Origin of the sequence: Phytohabitans aurantiacus, from assembly GCF_027923225.1 — a bacterium.
Classification (GTDB): Bacteria; Actinomycetota; Actinomycetes; order Mycobacteriales; family Micromonosporaceae; genus Phytohabitans; species Phytohabitans aurantiacus.
Window position 1 is genome coordinate 46,985 of the sequence record NZ_BSDI01000006.1, and the last position, 14,085, is coordinate 61,069.

Annotated in this window: 17 protein-coding genes and 1 pseudogene; 7 read left to right on the top strand and 11 right to left on the bottom strand. The window is 71.0% G+C overall.

Features of this window, described 5'->3' with window-relative positions; genetic code table 11:
• Nucleotides 1-10: 10 nt before the first annotated feature.
• Both leuD and QMG73_RS07165 read left to right on the top strand, forming a co-directional pair.
• A complete protein-coding gene (gene leuD, locus QMG73_RS07160) occupies nt 11-610 on the top strand; it encodes a 3-isopropylmalate dehydratase small subunit (RefSeq protein WP_281893258.1) in 600 nt (199 codons plus the stop codon).
• Between the two features lie 176 nt (nt 611-786).
• Entirely contained in the window at nt 787-1,308 is a 522-nt protein-coding gene (locus tag QMG73_RS07165) for an HU family DNA-binding protein (RefSeq protein ID WP_309299441.1), read from the top strand.
• A 98-nt stretch (nt 1,309-1,406) separates the two neighbouring features.
• Here QMG73_RS07165 and QMG73_RS07170 read toward each other — a convergent pair whose 3' ends face one another.
• From QMG73_RS07170 to cofC, 7 genes are all read right to left on the bottom strand, one after another.
• Nucleotides 1,407-1,634, bottom strand: coding sequence for a hypothetical protein (locus tag QMG73_RS07170; protein WP_281893259.1), 228 nt, complete (start codon nt 1,632-1,634; stop codon nt 1,407-1,409).
• A gap of 91 nt (nt 1,635-1,725) precedes the next feature.
• Nucleotides 1,726-1,938 carry a hypothetical protein gene (locus QMG73_RS46330; RefSeq protein WP_407676757.1) on the bottom strand — a complete coding sequence of 71 codons (213 nt, stop codon included), beginning with the start codon at nt 1,936-1,938 and terminating at the stop codon, nt 1,726-1,728.
• Nucleotides 1,939-2,317: 379 nt separating this feature from the next.
• Nucleotides 2,318-3,211 carry an NUDIX domain-containing protein gene (locus QMG73_RS07180; protein ID WP_281893260.1) on the bottom strand — a complete coding sequence of 298 codons (894 nt, stop codon included), beginning with the start codon at nt 3,209-3,211 and terminating at the stop codon, nt 2,318-2,320.
• Nucleotides 3,199-4,728, bottom strand: a complete 1,530-nt coding sequence (locus QMG73_RS07185; protein WP_281893262.1) for a CYTH and CHAD domain-containing protein — start codon at nt 4,726-4,728, stop codon at nt 3,199-3,201. Before QMG73_RS07185 ends, QMG73_RS07180 begins: the two co-directional genes overlap by 13 nt.
• Nucleotides 4,729-4,737: 9 nt before the next feature.
• A complete protein-coding gene (locus QMG73_RS07190) occupies nt 4,738-6,939 on the bottom strand; it encodes an RNA degradosome polyphosphate kinase (RefSeq protein WP_281893379.1) in 2,202 nt (733 codons plus the stop codon).
• 49 nt (nt 6,940-6,988) lie between these two features.
• Entirely contained in the window at nt 6,989-7,141 is a 153-nt protein-coding gene (locus tag QMG73_RS07195) for a cold-shock protein (protein ID WP_456107248.1), read from the bottom strand.
• Nucleotides 7,128-7,802, bottom strand: coding sequence for a 2-phospho-L-lactate guanylyltransferase (cofC, locus tag QMG73_RS07200; protein WP_281893264.1), 675 nt, complete (start codon nt 7,800-7,802; stop codon nt 7,128-7,130). The genes QMG73_RS07195 and cofC overlap by 14 nt, the downstream gene beginning before the upstream one ends.
• Nucleotides 7,803-8,026: 224 nt before the next feature.
• On the opposite strand from cofC, the gene QMG73_RS07205 reads away from it, so the two are divergent.
• Genes QMG73_RS07205 through QMG73_RS07215 form a run of 3 tightly spaced genes read left to right on the top strand, consistent with a single transcriptional unit; the run spans nt 8,027 to nt 10,835 of the window.
• Nucleotides 8,027-8,722 carry a lysophospholipid acyltransferase family protein gene (locus QMG73_RS07205; protein WP_407676761.1) on the top strand — a complete coding sequence of 232 codons (696 nt, stop codon included), beginning with the start codon at nt 8,027-8,029 and terminating at the stop codon, nt 8,720-8,722.
• Nucleotides 8,719-9,732 (top strand): NAD(P)H-dependent glycerol-3-phosphate dehydrogenase, encoded by a 1,014-nt coding sequence (locus tag QMG73_RS07210; protein WP_281893266.1) that lies wholly within the window; start codon nt 8,719-8,721, stop codon nt 9,730-9,732. Before QMG73_RS07205 ends, QMG73_RS07210 begins: the two co-directional genes overlap by 4 nt.
• Nucleotides 9,729-10,835 carry a cystathionine gamma-lyase gene (locus QMG73_RS07215; protein ID WP_281893267.1) on the top strand — a complete coding sequence of 369 codons (1,107 nt, stop codon included), beginning with the start codon at nt 9,729-9,731 and terminating at the stop codon, nt 10,833-10,835. Before QMG73_RS07210 ends, QMG73_RS07215 begins: the two co-directional genes overlap by 4 nt.
• A 136-nt stretch (nt 10,836-10,971) precedes the next feature.
• On the opposite strand, the pseudogene QMG73_RS07220 reads toward QMG73_RS07215, so the two are convergent.
• Nucleotides 10,972-11,562: pseudogene (locus tag QMG73_RS07220) on the bottom strand (Clp protease N-terminal domain-containing protein); the annotation flags it as partial.
• On the bottom strand, nt 11,562-11,798 hold the full coding sequence (locus tag QMG73_RS07225) for a helix-turn-helix domain-containing protein (protein WP_281893269.1): 237 nt from the start codon (nt 11,796-11,798) through the stop codon (nt 11,562-11,564). The pseudogene QMG73_RS07220 and the gene QMG73_RS07225, both read right to left, overlap by 1 nt.
• 101 nt (nt 11,799-11,899) lie before the next feature.
• Between QMG73_RS07225 and QMG73_RS07230 the strand changes: the two genes are divergently transcribed.
• A complete protein-coding gene (locus QMG73_RS07230) occupies nt 11,900-12,130 on the top strand; it encodes a hypothetical protein (RefSeq protein ID WP_281893270.1) in 231 nt (76 codons plus the stop codon).
• 63 nt (nt 12,131-12,193) lie between these two features.
• Nucleotides 12,194-13,279, top strand: a complete 1,086-nt coding sequence (locus tag QMG73_RS07235) for a D-alanine--D-alanine ligase family protein (RefSeq protein WP_281893272.1) — start codon at nt 12,194-12,196, stop codon at nt 13,277-13,279.
• Nucleotides 13,280-13,293: 14 nt separating this feature from the next.
• Here the strand turns inward: QMG73_RS07235 and QMG73_RS07240 are convergent, their stop codons facing one another.
• A complete protein-coding gene (locus QMG73_RS07240; protein ID WP_281893273.1) occupies nt 13,294-13,851 on the bottom strand; it encodes a DUF3515 domain-containing protein in 558 nt (185 codons plus the stop codon).
• A complete protein-coding gene (locus QMG73_RS07245; RefSeq protein ID WP_265253164.1) occupies nt 13,852-14,085 on the bottom strand; it encodes an Lrp/AsnC ligand binding domain-containing protein in 234 nt (77 codons plus the stop codon).

Consider the following 14,085-nt stretch of genomic DNA (forward strand, 5'->3'; position numbering starts at 1 on the left):
GCTGACAGACATGGAGAAGTTCACCGTTCACACCGGCACAGCGATCCCGCTGCGCCGGTCCAACGTGGATACCGACCAGATCATCCCGGCGGTGTACCTGAAGCGGGTGACCCGCACCGGGTTCGCCGACGGGCTCTTCAGCGCCTGGCGTGAAGATCCGGCCTTCGTCTTCAACAACCCGGTGTTCGCGGGCGCCTCGATCCTCGTGGCGGGCACCGAGTTCGGCACCGGCTCCTCCCGCGAGCACGCCGTCTGGGCCCTGCGGGACTACGGTTTCCGCGCGGTCATCGCGCCGCGCTTCGGCGACATCTTCCGCGGCAACGCCCTGAAGGAGGGGCTGCTGCCGGTGGAACTGGAGCTGAAAGCTGTGGAAGCCCTGTGGGATCTGGTCGAGAGCGACCCGACCGCGCGGGTGACGGTCGACCTGACGGCGCGCGAAGTCCGTGCCGAACTTCCGGCCAGCACAGCCGCTTGGACCTTCGCTCTCGATGATTTCAGCCGGTGGCGCCTGCTCGAAGGGCTTGATGACATTGGACTGACGCTCAGGAACGAGGACGCCATCACCGCATACGAGGAGCGCCGGCTGTCCTTCCTGCCAGTGGTCGGTTAGCCGCTGGGTGTAGTCCTCTAGCCGTTTTCGCCCCCGTCGGATCATCCGGCGGGGGCGAATCCGTTACGACACAACGACTTTTTTTCTGCGGATGTTTGTATCTAGTGGTCAAAGGGCATACCGTGCGCGCAGAATGGCTCGCGTTGAGTCCAAATGTTAGGTACGGGAGGGAAGTCGTGAACAAGGCCGAGCTCATCGAGGCGCTCGCCGCCCGCTTGGGGGACAAGAAGGCGGCGACGGCGGCGCTGGACGCGGTACTCGCGGAGGTCCAGCAGGCGGTCACCAAGGGCGACCGGGTGGCCATCACTGGTTTCGGGGTCTTCGAGAAGCGCGTCCGCGGTGCCCGAACAGCCCGCAACCCGCGCACCGGCGAAGCGGTGAAGGTGAAGAAGACGTCGGTTCCGGCGTTCCGCGCCGGCGCTGGCTTCAAGGAGATGGTGGCCAGCGGCAAGGTGCCGAAGGTCGCCGCCGCCAAGAAGACCACCGCTGCCTCGAAGTCGACCGCCGCCAAGGCGACGACGGCTACGAAGAAGGCCGCGCCTGCCAAGGCGACGGCGACCAAGAAGGCCGCGCCTGCCAAGGCGTCCGCGGCCAAGGCCACTCGCGCGGCGAAGACCACCACCGCGCGTGCGACGGCGGCCGCGAAGAAGGCCCCCGCCAAGAAGGCGCCGGCGAAGAAGACCGCGCCGCGCCGCTGACACAACGGTACGCACGAAGAGGGGCGCCAGCGTTGGCGCCCCTCTTCGCGTCTGCCTAACCGACGAGTCGAGCCTCCTCCTCGCGCTGCGCGATGCGGCTATGGGTGCGCCGCAACGGTTCCGGCGCCCACCAGTACCGGAACCGTCAGATTGGTGACACCGAGCCCTTCGGTGCCAAGGACTCCCGCTATGTTGCCGTCCTGAAACACCCGCACGACAGCACCTGGCGCCGCGCCGATGCTCGGTGTGTTGGTTAGGACGACCTTAACGGGCAGCACCATCTGCTCGTCGTCGGCGGGGAAAGCCGCGTTGCCGCCCACTTCCACGCCCGGCAGCGCGCGGATGGCCTGTACCGCAGCGTGTGTGCGGTCGGACGCCGACCGCTCGTCGGCGCGGTCAGGTCCGGCCCGGCGGCCCTCATTTCCACCGTTGCGACGCTGCCGACTCCGGCAGCATCCGCGGATCGCCTTTGGAGAGCCGCATCCCGAAGACCGGCAGCGCCAGCACCACCACCATCACGCCGGTCGCCGCGTGTCGGTCTCGCGGGCCGTGAGCGCCGCCAGCCGTCGCGCCCGCGTGCAGCGCGTCGTAGACGTACTCGTCGAGGTCGAACGTGGCGAGCACGAGCATCCGCGGGCGTCTCGGCGCGGATCCGCGCGGTGGCCTTGAGGCCGTCGAGCTTCGGCGTCCGTACGTCCATCAGCACCACGTCCGGGCGCGGCGCCAGCGGCGCCGAGACGGCCGCTTCACCGTCTCCGGCCTCCCCGACCACCGTGATGTCCGGTTAGGCGTCCAGGATGACGCTGAAGCCGTCGCGCATCAGTGCCTGGTCGTCGACCACGAGCACGATCGGGATCGGCACGCACCAGTAGCGCGATCCGGCCTCGGCGGGCCCGGTTGCTGGTGCCGAGCGCGTACGCGGCCACGAACAGCGCGGTCGTGATGGGCAGCGAGGTCAGCTTGCCGCCCAGCGCCACGTCGGTGGCGAGGATGCCCGCGGCGCGAGTGCCTAGGTGCCGGGAGTGAGGCGGTCGGCGGCGATCAGGTGCGGCCCGGCGAACGCCAGCAGCCACCCGGAGCCCTTCGGAGTGGCCCACGTCTTCGCGGAGCCGATGCCGGCCAGCGCGGCGAGCGCCGGTGGGATCACCTTGCCCTGGCTGCACACCACGGCCGCGGTACCGCTGGCGGCCAACTCCCGCAGCCGCGCCGCCGCTCCGGCCACGACCGCCGTGGGGTCTTGCCCGGGGCGCGGCTCGTCGAAGCGGGAGTCCACCTCGATCGGTAGGTCGACCAGGGCGGCCAGCGGATCGACGGTCTGGCGGCAGCGGCGTACCGACGCGGAGACGAGCCGGCGCGGCTCCCCGAGAGCGAGCAACGGCGCGAGGGCGTGCGCCTGGGCCCGGCCGGTGGCGTCGAGTGGCCGCGCGGCGTCTGGACCGGACCAGGTGCCCCGCTTACCGGCCAGCGCGTGCCGCACCAACGCCAGCACGCAGGTCGCCCGCGGCAGGCCCGCGAAGTGCCGCAGCACCTGGGCGTCGTGCGGGTATGTGACCAGGCGCGCCGCGGCCGATGGGCTCAGCCAGCGCACCCCGTCGACCTCCGAGTTGGGCGCGAACTCGGATTCGGACAGCGCGCGCATCGCCCAGTAGTCGACGACCTTGGGCAGGCCGTTGCGCCAGTACCGCACGGATGGCAGGCGGAGCTGCGGCTGCCCGCGTACACCGGTCTCCTCCACCACCTCGCGCACCGCGGCGGCGAGCGGATGCTCGTGGCTGTCGAGCTTGCCCTTGGGCAGGGACCAGTCGTCGTAGCGCGGCCGGTGGACCAGGCACACCTCGACGCGCCCGCCCACCGGCCGCCAGACCACGCCGCCGGCTGCCCGGACGAGTCCTATGGCAGCCAAGCGGTCTTCTTGGGCTTGGCGGCCTTGCGCCACGCGTCCGGGAAGTCGGCGCGCACCGTGCGGATGGCGGCCCGCTCCCGTTCGAAGAGCCGCCCGGCGGTGACCGCGAGGGCGTGATCGTCGGGGGAGGCGGCCGCGATGTCGAGCCAGGTGTCGGCGGCGGTGGCGGCGTCCTGATGCTCGCCGAGCAGGTCCTGCACGCCGGCCAGCGCCTTGGCCAGATCCGGTGCCGCGCCACCGAGCACGCTGGCGACCGCCTCGACGGCGTACCGGGCCTTCTTGCCGTTGATGCGCACCGCGTGCCACTTCTCGTCGGGCGCGCTCGGGTCGAGGTCGGCGGCGCCGTCGACACCCTTGGCGCCGTACGCCAGCAGGTGCCACGGCCGGGACACCAGCCGCGGCAGCACCTCGGTGGCGCGCCCGTCGGCCTGCGCGGTCAGCTGTGGCGCGACGGTCGCCGCCACGAGGTCGTCGACCAGCTTGACGTACCTGTCGGAGCGCAGCGCCTCGTCGAGCGCGGTGAGCGCCTCTTCGTGCCGGGCCGCCAGCACCTCGTCGATGTGCGCGATCGCCGCCTCGTCGGGCGGGCTGAGCGGGTCACGCTCGGCGGTCTTGCGCAGCCGGGCACGCAGCACCTCGGCGTCGCGGGCCGCGCCCAGTACGCCCGCGATCCAGCCCAGCTCGTCGCGCAGCGGCTTGGCCCACGCCTTGTCGACGAGCGGCGCGAAGGTACGCAGGTCGCTGCGCAGGCGGCGGCAGCCGACCCGCATCTGGTGCACTGCGGTGTCGTTGTCGCCGACCGGCGCGCGCAGCCGCACCAGCGGGTCGTGCGCGAGGATGCGGCCGGCGCCCCTGCGGATCGCCGCGGTCACCACGTCTCCAGCGGTCGGTTTGCGGCGCAGGTCGGTGGGCGCCACCAGGTCGGGCGGTGCCGTCGCGGTCTCGCCGAGCGCCCGGATGTTCTTCGGCACGAACCCGCCGGCCACCGCTCCCGCGTCGCGCAGCGCCTCGTCGACCCGGTCAAGAATTTTGCGCCCGCCCCCCTTCCGCTCCACCTCGATCTCGCGGAACTTCAGGCGCACCCGGCGGCCGTCGAGCACCGATACGGCGTCGTCGGCCAGCTCCGCCAGCGTCTGGCCGCCGGCGTCCCGCAGGTCGTACGCCCGCCGCACCGTGCGCACGACGGCGGCCGCGATCAGTTCCGCCCCGCGCGAGTACGCCGTCACGAGGGCGAGCAGATCGGCCGGAGGCGTGCCCGGGTCGCCCGCCCGGGAGATCTCGTGCCGGATGCCGGGCGCGTCAGCCGGCAGCTTGACCGTCCACGGCTCGGAGTCGCCGCGGCGGTGCCGCAACGACACCCCAGCTCGGGCGAGGCGCAGATCGGCGGTGTCGTAGTAGGTCGCGGTCAGCGTGATCGGAGCCTGCTCCACCACCTGGCCCCCCGCAGGCAGGCAGTCGGACAGGTCCGGCACGGCGAACCGGGTGTCCACTTCGTACTTGCGTTCCTCCTCCAGCATCCAGTCAGCCTACTTACCGGAGGGGCCGACGATGCGCCGGAGCAACGCCTCCTGGAGATTGACGAGGGGCAGGTTGTCGGAAGACCGGCGGCGCGTCCAGGTGCCGTCGGGGTGCAGTTCGAACGACTCGGTCTCGTCGCTCATCGAGAGGGCCAGCACCCGGTCCAGCTCGGCGCGCGCCTCCGGGTCGGTGACCTGCACGAGCGCTTCGACGCGGCGGTCGAGGTTGCGGTGCATGAGGTCGGCCGAGCCGATCCAGAACTCGGTGGAGCCGTTGTTGCCGAACCGGAAGACCCGGGAGTGCTCCAGGAACCGGCCGAGTATCGAGCGCACCCGGATGTTGTCGGACAGGCCCGGCACGCCCGGCCGCAGCGTGCACATGCCCCGGATGATGAGGTCGACCTGCACGCCCGCCCGCGAGGCGCGGTACAGCGCGTCGGTGACGCCCTCGTCGACGAGCGAGTTCACCTTGATCTGCACGAGGCCCTGCCCGCCGGCGCGGGTGTGCTCGATCTCGCGGTCGATCCGGTCGATGATGCCGCTGCGTACGCCGTGCGGCGCCACCAGCAACCGCCGGTACGCGGTCTGCCGGCTGTAACCGGTGAGCACGTTGAAAAGGTCGGTGACGTCGGCGCCCACCCCGGGGTCGGCCGTGAGTATCCCGTAGTCCTCGTACAGCCGAGCCGTCTTCGGGTGGTAGTTGCCGGTGCCGATGTGGCAGTACCGCCGGATCTGGTTGCCCTCCTGCCGCACCACGAGCGCGGTCTTGCAGTGCGTCTTGAGCCCCACGAGGCCGTACACGACGTGGCAGCCGGCGCGCTCCAGGGTGCGTGCCCAGCCGATGTTGGCCTGCTCGTCGAAGCGCGCCTTGACCTCGACCAGTACCACCACCTGCTTGCCCGCGGCGGCCGCCTCGACGAGCGCGTCGACGATGGGGGAGTCGCCGCTGGTGCGGTACAGCGTCTGCTTGATGGCGAGGACGTTCGGGTCGGCGGCGGCCTGCTCGATGAAGCGCTGCACGCTCGTCGAGAACGAGTGGTACGGGTGGTGCACGAGCACCTCGCCGTCGCGCAGGGTCGCGAAGACGCTCCGCGGCACCTCACCCTCCACGAAGCGGGGGTGGGTCGCGGGCACGAACGGCCGCTCCTTGAGCGTGGGCCGGTCGACCTCCCCGTACACCTGCCACAGCGACGAAAGGTCGAGCAGGCCGGGCACCCGCAGCACGTCGTGGCTGTCCATGTCGAGCTCGTGCACGAGCTTGTCGAGCATCTGGTCGGAGATCGACGACGCGACCTCCAGGCGGACAGGCGGGCCGAAGCGGCGCTGGGCCAACTCGCGCTCCAGGGCCTGGAGCAGGTCTTCGTCGCGATCCTCGTCGACCTCGAAGTCGGCGTTGCGGGTGACCCGGAAAAGGTGGCACTCGACGACCTGCATGCCCGAGAAGAGCTGGCTCAGGTGGTTGGAGATGAGCTCCTCGATCGGCAGGAAGCGGTACCGGCGACCGCTGCTCTCCACCACGACGAAGCGCGGGACGTTGTTGGGCACCTTGACCCGAGCGAACAGTTCGGGGCCGCCGTCGGGGTCGCGCACGGCGACGGCGAGGTTGAGCGAGCGGCTGGAGATGTATGGGAACGGGTGCGCCACGTCGACCGCCAGCGGCGTGAGGACGGGGAACACCACCTCCCGGAAGTAGATGCGCAGCCGCTCCTGCTCGGGCACGTCGAGCTCGTGCCACCGCACGAACTGGATGTCTTCCGCGGCCAGCTTCGGCATCACCTCGTCGGCGAAGCAGGCGGCGTGCCGACTCAGAAGGTGCGCCGTACGCTCGCCGATCAGCTCCAACTGGGTGCGCAACGGGAGCTGGTCGCCGCCGCGCACCGGCAGCCCGGCCTGCAGGCGCCGTTTCAGGCCGGCGACCCGCACCATGTAGAACTCGTCGAGGTTGCTGGCGAAGATGGCGAGAAACTTGGCCCGCTCCAGCAGCGGGGTGTCCGGATCCTCGGCCAGCGCGAGCACCCGTGCGTTGAAGTCCAGCCAGGACAGCTCCCGGTTCAGAAACCGGTCCTCGGGCAGCATGTCGGCCTCGTCGGAGCTTTCGTCCACGTCTTCGCTGGTTCCCTCGCTCGCGCGGATAAATCGTCCATCGGGGCCGCGCTGTGGTTCGGGAGGGGCCGTGGCTCGGCGCTGCTGCGGCGTGCGTCGGGCTGGCATGGTGCTCACCGCACAATCATGACCCGAAAAGGGTTAACGCGAGGTGAACTCACTCCGTGAACGTGGGCAAAGTTACCCGCGTTACCTGGCCCGATTCGCTCATTTCGATGCGTAGCCGCTGGCCGAGGCGGAGCAGGCGGAGCCCGGAGGCGTCGAAAGCCTCGCGGGGGAAGGCCAGCTCGGTGCCGTCATCCAGCAGCACAGTCCCGGACCGCGTCTGCTGGTCGTAGGTCGCGACCGTTCCCTGCATGGCTTTCTCCTATCAACGCGTCGGTCGCCGGTCCCACGCCGAGGAGCGCGGCGGCGGCCAGGTCGGTGGCGGTGTCGACGTCGCGGCGCAGCGTCGGCCAGTGGCCGGCCATCGGCAGCGCGCCGGAGCGCCGGTGGGCGGCGGCCGAATCCGGGCCGAAGCGCGGGTCGAGCGCCGTGCCGGGCGGCGCCGTCAGGAGCACCGTGCCGGTGCCGGGCGCGTCCGCGACAAAGCTTCGGGCTCGCGCGGTCTGGAGTGCCGAGGCCAGTTCCTCGGGGCGCAGCGCCGGCAGGTCCGCGGCGAGCGCGGCCACCGGGCGCCCGGCCCCGGCCGCTGTGGCGCCATGTGCGAAAGCGGCGTTCAGGCCATCGCGGGGATCATCGGGTACGACGCGCGCGCCGAGCCTCGCGAGTGCCCGCCCGACGATCGGGTCGTCCGTCACGGCGACCAGCTCGGCGACCGGCGGGCAGGACAGCACGGCAGCCGCCGTGTCCAGCGCCAGCGCGAGCGCGAGCGACTCGTGTGGGACGCCGGGCAGGGCGCCCCGCAGCCGGCTCTTGGCCACGTGGAGCCGCTTGACCGGCAGCACCACCGCCCACGTCGCCTCGTCCACAGGGCTATCCTGCCAGCCGCCTCCGGCGACGGCGGAACCATGAGAAGAGCGAGAAGGATCCTGCCAGCCGCCTCCGGCAGTGGCGGAACGGTGGCGGAACGGTGGATGTGGCCGCGCTGGCCGTACCCGGTGTCAGCAGGCATGATTTTCGCTGCGGGCGTCCGGCGGGTGGCGCTGGCTGGCGGGAGCGAGGAGGGGCCGTGGTGCGGACGGCGCGGCGCAGATTGGGGCTTTTGCGCCGATTAATTGTCATTCTCGTGAAGACGGTCCTGACCCCGATGACCAAGCGCACCTGGACCGGCCTGGAACACATCCCGCCCACCGGTGGCGTCATCCTCGCGCCGAACCACCTGTCCCACGCCGACCCGCTCGTCTGCGCGCACTTCGTCTACGACGCCGGCCGCTGGCCCCGCTTCCTCGGTAAGGCCAGCGTCTTCAAGGTGCCGGTGGTCGGCAAGATCATCCTGCGGGCGCGGCAGATCCCGGTCGAGCGCGGCTCGGCCGACGCGGCCAAGTCGCTCGAGGTGCTCACCGCGGCCCTCCAGCAGGGCGGCGCGGTGATCATCTACCCCGAGGGCACCACGACCCGCGAGCCCGACCTGTGGCCGATGCGGGGCAAGACCGGCGCGGCCAGGCTCGCGCTCGCCACCGGCGCGCCGGTCATCCCGATGGCCATGTGGGGCCCGCAGGACTTCTTCGACCCGCGCACCAAGAAGGTCCACGTCCGCCCGCGTACCCCGATCGCCATCGCCGCCGGACCGGCGGTCGACTTCAGCAAGTGGACCGGCGCGGAACCTACCCGCGCCGTGCTCGACGAGATGACCGACGAGATCATGCTGCGGATCCGCGACCTGCTTGGCGAGATTCGGCAGGAGACGCCGCCCCCGTTGTGGGCGCCCGTGAAGGGAGAAAAGGCATGACAGGGCCAGCAGGCGGGATCAGGGCCGCGGTTCTCGGTGCCGGTTCCTGGGGCACCGCCTTCGCGAAGGTGCTCGCCGACGCGGGTACCGACGTGACGATCTGGGCCCGGCGCGAGTCGCTTGCCGCCGCCATCCGGTCGTACGGCACCAACCCCGACTACCTGCCGGCGGTACGGCTGCCGGAGCGGGTCACCGCCACCTCCGACGCGGGCAAGGCGATCGCCGAGGCCGACCTCGTGGTCCTCGCGGTGCCATCGCAGACGCTGCGCGGCAACCTCGCCGACTGGGCCACCTTTCTCGCACCGGACGCCACGCTCATCTCGCTCATGAAGGGCATCGAGCTGGGCACGCTCAAGCGGATGAGCGAGGTGATCGTGGAGACCGCCGGGGTGTCCGCGGAGCGGGTCGCCGTGGTCTCCGGGCCCAACCTGGCCGCCGAGATCGCGGGGGAGCAGCCGGCCGCGACAGTGGTCGCCTGCACCGACGTGACGCGCGCGACGCTCGTGCAGCGCGCCATCACGACGCCGTACTTCCGGCCGTACACCAACGACGACGTGGTCGGCACCGAGCTGGGCGGTGCGGTCAAGAACGTGATCGCCCTGGCGTACGGCATGGCGACGGCGATGCGGCTCGGCGACAACACCAAGGCCACGCTCATCACCCGCGGGCTGGCGGAGACCGCCCGGCTGGGCGTGGCGCTGGGTGCCGACCCGATGACGTTCGCCGGCCTGGCCGGACTCGGCGACCTCGTCGCCACCTGCTCGTCCCCGCTGTCCCGCAACCGCACGTTCGGCGAGCACCTGGGCCGCGGCGAGACGCTGGAGCAGGCGCAGGCGGCCACGCGCCAGACGGCCGAAGGCGTCAAGAGTTGTCTGTCCATCCGCGACCTTGCCCGGGCGCACAATGTGGACATGCCGATCACCGAGCAGGTGGAGCGGGTCTGCCACGAGGGTGCCGACCCGCGCCGCGCGCTCACCGCGTTGATGAGCCGGGAGACGAAGCCCGAATGACCGCATCGTTTGGCGACGGCACGAGGTGTGTCCACGCTGGACTGCCCGAGCCGGTACCCGGGCAGCCGTTCCTTCCCGGCCCGGTGTTCGCCGCGCCGTACCATCTCGACCCGGTCACGGGGCCGGCGGCCGCGCCCGACGGGTACGGCCGGCCGGACAATCCGACGCGTCGAGGGTTGGAAGCCGCCATCGGCGAGCTGGAAGGCGGTGACTGCCGGGCGTTCGCGACCGGGCAGGCGGCCATCACGGCGGTGCTGATGTCGGTGCTGCGTCCCGGCGACACCGTGCTGCTGCCCGGTGACGGCTACTACACCGTGCGCTCGTTCGCCGCGTCTACTTTGGAGCAGCTCGGCGTGCGCGTGGTGTACGCGCCCACCGCCGGGCCGTACCCGTCCTTCGCGGGCGTCCGCCTCGTCCTGCTGGAGACGCCGGCGAACCCGGGTCTCGACGTCTGCGACGTGTCCGCGCTGTCGGCGGCGGCGCACGAGGCCGGCGCGCTCGTCGCCGTCGACAACACCACCGCCACCCCGCTCGGCCAGCGCCCGCTCGATCTCGGCGCCGACATCACCGTCGCCTCCGGCACCAAGGCGCTGACCGGCCACTCAGACATGCTGCTCGGGTACGCCGCCACCCGCTCGGCCGACCTGCTGGGCCGGATCACGACGTGGCGTTCGCACACGGGTGCTATTCCGGGCGCCTTCGACGCCTGGCTCGCACACCGCTCGCTGGCCACATTGGACCTCCGGCTGGCCCGCCAGTCAGCCAACGCGGCGGCTGTCGCGCAGGCACTGGCCGCCCGGTCCGATGTGGAGCTTGTACGGTGGCCGGGCCTGCCCGACGACCCTTCGTACGAGGTGGCGTCCCGGCAGATGCGGCGGATCCCCGGTGTGGTGTCGTTCGACCTCGGCAGCGCCGAGCGGGTGGGTCGCTTCCTGACGGCGTCGCGGCTCGTGTTCGCCGCGACGTCGTTCGGCGGCCTGCATACGACCGCCGACCGGCGCGCTCAGTGGGGCGACGCCACACCACCGGGCTTCGTCCGCCTCTCCTGCGGCATAGAAGACCCCGCCGACCTGCTGACCGACCTCAACGCGTCCCTCTCGTGATCAGGGCTGTGAACAGTCCGAGTCGCATACGCCGTCGTGCGAAAGCGCCGCGCAGCGACTCGGACCGTTCATCCCTCAAGTCGCTCTAACAACTTGAGGGACGCCCTGATCACGGGGCAGGTCAGGCGGCGCGGTCCAGGGCGTCGAGGACGTGTGTGCGCAGGTCGTCGAGGTTGAGCCCGGCGTCGGTCAGCACCTTGGCGGCCAGCCCGTTGCCCTCGCGGATCAGACCCAGCAGGATGTGCTCGGTGCCGATGTACGAATGCTTGAGGTGGAGCGCCTCCCGCAGCGACAGCTCCAGCACCTTCTTGGCGCGCGGGCTGAAGGGGATGTGTCGCGGGGAGCCCCCGTGCACCTGACGCGGCTGCCGGCGGAAGAGGCCGCGGCGTGGCTCCTCGCACATGTGTGGCTGGTCAAGTGCGCCCTCGCCGAAGGTCTCCTCGATCTTCGAGCGGATCGCGTCGAGGTCGATGCCGATCGAGAGCAGCGCGTCGGCGTCCGCCTGGCCCAACGGGTCGGGGCCCGCACCCACCTGCGCCCGCACGTCGGCGCGTACCTGCTCGGGATAGACCCCCGCGTCGCGTAGCACCGAGCACGCGACGCCGTCGTCGCGCAGCAGCGCGAGCAGCAGATGCTCGGTGCCGATGTGGCGATGCCGCAGCTCCCGGGCCTCGATCTGGGCGCCGGTGACGACGTCGCGCGCCGGCTTGGTGAACCGCTCGAACATCACGCCTCCCGCCGCGTGCCAGCCGGCCGGCGGCTGGCGTGCTTCTTGTGTACTCCCTGCCTGGTGACCTCGAGAGCCACCGCGATCTCCTGCCACGACCAGCCCTGCCGCCGCGCGTTGTCGACCTGGAGCGTCTCCAGGCTCTCCAGCAGGCGGCGCAGTGCCAGCACGGCGCGCAGGCCGACCCGGGGGTCGGTGCTGCTGGCCGCCGCGGCCAACTCGGTTGCCTCGCTCATGTTGTCAACCTACGTTGACACCCTGGGATCTGTCAACTGTGGTTGACAGCTTACAGGGGTTTCACAGGACCTTCTCCTACTCTTGAGCGAAGGAGGAGCACATGGGGCGTCACCTGAAAGCGATGATCTACTCGATACTGGTGGCCAAGCTCGGCCGCCTGTTGGGCCGGCATCACCGCCACGGCCATCACGGCTACTACGGCCACGGGCACCCCGGCCACGGCTACCCACCACACCCCGGCCACCACGGATACCACGGGCACTACCGGTTCCGTGGGCACTACAAGAGGTTCCGGGGTCACTACAAGAAGCGCCGGCGCCACTTCTGGTGACGGTTCCCTCCGCGCCTCCGCGTACCAGCGCGGAGTCCGCGCACGCAGAGTAGGGTCACCCGGGTGAGCAGCCCACGGAAGACTCGCGTGGCCGTCGTCTTCGGCGGACGTAGCACCGAGCACGCCATCTCCGCCGTCAGCGCCGGCAGCATTCTCGCCGCACTCGACCCGGATGAGTACGAGGTGGTGCCGGTCGGCATCACCCGTTCCGGGCAGTGGGTGCTCACGAGCGGTGACCCGGCTCAGCTCGCCATCGCCGACCGGCGCCTGCCGGAGATCACCGCAGACGCCGGCACGGCGGTCGTCCTGCCCGCCGACCCCACCGAGCGCGGTCTCGTGGTGCTCGACGCGTCCGAGGGTCCGCGGGTGCTGGCCGAGGTCGACGTCGTCTTCCCGGCGCTGCACGGCAAGTACGGCGAGGACGGCACGATCCAGGGGCTGCTGGAGATGGCCGGCATCCCGTACGTCGGGGGAGGAGTCTTCGCCTCCGCCGCCGCCATGGACAAGGAGTTCACCAAGAAGCTGGCGGCGGCCGAGGGCATCCCCGTCGGGCCGTACGCGGTCCTGCGCGCGGGCGTGACCCTCGCCGAGGAAGACAAGGAGCGGCTCGGCCTGCCGGTCTTCGTCAAGCCGTCGCGTGCCGGCTCGTCGCATGGCATCACCAAGGTCACCGACTGGGCCGACCTCGAAGACGCCGTCGCCACCGCTCGCCAGATCGACCAGAAGGTGCTGGTCGAGGCCGCCATCGTGGGCCGTGAGATCGAGTGCGGTGTGCTGGAGGGCGAGGCCGGCGGTGCGCCCGAGGCGTCGCTACTGGCCGAGGTGCGGGTCTCCGGGCACGACTTCTACGACTTCGAGGCCAAGTACCTCGACGGCTCGTGCGAGTACGACATCCCGGCCGACCTGCCAGAGCGAGTCACCCGGCAGGTCCAGGAGTACGCGACGCGCACGTTCACCGCGCTCGACTGCGCCGGCCTCGGGCGGGTCGACTTCTTCGTCACGCCCGAGCTCGACGTCTACCTCAACGAGATCAACACGATGCCCGGCTTCACGCCGACGTCGATGTTTCCCCAGATGTGGGCGGCCACCGGTCTCGAGTACCCGAAACTGGTCAGCAGGCTGATCCGCACCGCGCTCCGCCGGTACTAGGCACACCGCCGGTACTAGACGCAACCACTGGGGACGTCGGGGCGCGACGGCACCGCGGCGACGAGCGCGTCGGAGAACGCGATGGCCTTCTGCCCCGGCGTGTCGTACTCCTTCGGCACCGTCACCCGCACCGGCACCTCGCGGTCCACAGTGGTCCACACCGTGGCCTGGTCGCCGGCGGTCTGGTACCAGCACACCTGGTCCAGGTCGAACAGCTCGGCGGTGGGCGGCACCTGCGCCGCCGGCACACCGCAGGCCACCGTGACCGCCGGGTCGCCGTATGCCGCGTTCTGCTCAGGGCCGGCGGTCACCGGGCGCTGCGCCATGCCCTGCACTGTCGCGGGCAGGCGGGACAGCAAGGCCCGGCAGACGGTCGCGGCGCGCTCCTGCAGCGCGGGCGCGGCCATCTCCACCGGCGTGGTGGGATGCGGGCTCGGAGCGGTGGCCGAAGGCGTGGGCCGCGCCACGGGATCTTCCTGCCCCGCACGAATCGCGAGAACGGCGATGAGCGCGGCGACGGGCAGCGCCACCACCGTTGCCCACAGCGCCGCTTGCCGGGTGGTCCTGTCCACCTATAAGTGCACCACCGAACACGTCAACGTACGGGTAATCCCGGGAACCATCTGTACCTTACTAACGATCATCTTGCCGAGCTCGTCGACCGTATGTGCTTCTGTGAGCACCACCACGTCATACGGGCCGGTCACCGCGTCGACCCGCACCACTCCCGGAACATCATTGATCGCCGCGGCCACGTCACGCGCTTTTCCGACCTCGGTCTGGATGAGGATGTATGCCTGGACCAC

What these genes read in the sequence shown, in the direction of transcription:
- QMG73_RS07230 (WP_281893270.1), top strand. Translation starts at nt 11,900, where the DNA reads ATGGGGCGTCACCTGAAAGCGATGATCTACTCGATACTGGTGGCCAAG.
- QMG73_RS07210 (WP_281893266.1), top strand. Translation starts at nt 8,719, where the DNA reads ATGACAGGGCCAGCAGGCGGGATCAGGGCCGCGGTTCTCGGTGCCGGT.
- QMG73_RS07225 (WP_281893269.1), bottom strand. Translation starts at nt 11,798, where the DNA reads ATGAGCGAGGCAACCGAGTTGGCCGCGGCGGCCAGCAGCACCGACCCC.
- QMG73_RS46330 (WP_407676757.1), bottom strand. Translation starts at nt 1,938, where the DNA reads ATGCTCGTGCTCGCCACGTTCGACCTCGACGAGTACGTCTACGACGCG.
- QMG73_RS07190 (WP_281893379.1), bottom strand. Translation starts at nt 6,939, where the DNA reads ATGCCAGCCCGACGCACGCCGCAGCAGCGCCGAGCCACGGCCCCTCCC.
- QMG73_RS07215 (WP_281893267.1), top strand. Translation starts at nt 9,729, where the DNA reads ATGACCGCATCGTTTGGCGACGGCACGAGGTGTGTCCACGCTGGACTG.
- leuD (WP_281893258.1), top strand. Translation starts at nt 11, where the DNA reads ATGGAGAAGTTCACCGTTCACACCGGCACAGCGATCCCGCTGCGCCGG.
- QMG73_RS07185 (WP_281893262.1), bottom strand. Translation starts at nt 4,728, where the DNA reads ATGCTGGAGGAGGAACGCAAGTACGAAGTGGACACCCGGTTCGCCGTG.